At 64.6% G+C, this 1,188-nt stretch carries 1 protein-coding gene and 1 pseudogene; both read left to right on the forward strand.

The features are described from left to right. Positions 1–19 precede the first annotated feature (19 nt). A pseudogene (locus ABT092_RS31075) lies at positions 20–313 on the forward strand (SpnB-like Rossmann fold domain-containing protein); the annotation flags it as partial. Positions 314–529: 216 nt separating this feature from the next. After that, a partial coding sequence (locus tag ABT092_RS30960) for a KR domain-containing protein (RefSeq protein WP_351249836.1) occupies positions 530–1,188 on the forward strand: 659 nt, incomplete at its 3' end.

Consider the following 1,188-nt stretch of genomic DNA (forward strand, 5'->3'; position numbering starts at 1 on the left):
TGAGGGTGTTTCGGGGTTGTTGGAGCGGGTGTTGTTGGGGGTTCAGTGGTGGTTGGGGGAGGAGCGGTTTGGTGGTTCGCGGTTGGTGGTGTTGACGTGTGGTGGGGTGTCGGTTGGTGGGGTTGGTGTGGGTGATTTGGGTGGGGCGTCGGTGGGGGGTTTGGTGAGGTCGGCGGAGGCGGAGCATCCGGGGCGGTTTGTGTTGGTGGATGTTGAGGTGGGTGTGGGTGTGGAGGGTTTGTCGTCTGGGGTGTTGGGGCGGGTGTTGGGTGTGGGTGAGTCGCAGGTGGTGGTGCGTGGTGGTGAGGTGTTGGTGCCGCGTTTGGTGCGGGCGGGTGTGTCTGTGGGGGCTGGGGTTGAGGTTGCGGTTGGCACTGGCACTGGCACTGGCACTGGCGTTGGCGCTGGGGCTGGTGTTGGTGTCGGCGTTGGTGCTGGTGTCGGTGGTGTGGGTGTGGGTGTGGGTGGGGGGACGGTGTTGGTGACGGGTGGTACGGGTGGTTTGGGTGTGGTGTTGGCGCGGCATTTGGTGTCGGTGTGTGGGGTGCGGCGGTTGGTGTTGGTGAGTCGGGGTGGTGGTGTGGGTGTGGAGGGTTTGGTGGAGTCGTTGGTGGGGTTGGGGGCGGTGTCGGTGGAGGTGGTGGCGTGTGATGTGGCGGATCGGGGGGCGTTGGCTGGGGTGTTGGCGGGGATTCCTGAGGAGTTTCCGTTGGTGGGTGTGGTGCATGCGGCGGGTGTGTTGGATGACGGGTTGGTGGGGTCGTTGTCGGTGGAGCGGTTGGGTGGGGTGTTGCGGCCGAAGGTGTTGGGTGGGTGGAATTTGCATGAGTTGACGTGTGGGTTGGGGTTGGAGTTTTTTGTGGTGTTTTCTTCTGCTGCTGGTGTGTTGGGTGTGCCGGGTCAGGGGGCGTATGCGGCGGGGAATGCGTTTTTGGATGGGTTGGTGGAGTGGCGGGTTGCGGGTGGGTTGTCGGGTGTGTCGTTGGCGTGGGGTGTGTGGGGGGATGAGGGTGTGGGGGGTATGGGTGGTGGGTTGTCGGAGGGTGATCGGTTGAGGATGGCGCGGGGTGGGGTGTTGCCGTTGTCGGTGGGGGAGGGTTTGCGGTTGTTTGATGTGGGGGTGCGTGCGGGGTCGGCGTTGGTGCCGGTGCGGTTGGACCTCGACGCACTACGCGCACAGGGCACACA

Origin of the sequence: Streptomyces sp. NPDC002490, assembly GCF_040296045.1 — a bacterium.
Classification (GTDB): domain Bacteria; phylum Actinomycetota; class Actinomycetes; order Streptomycetales; family Streptomycetaceae; genus Streptomyces.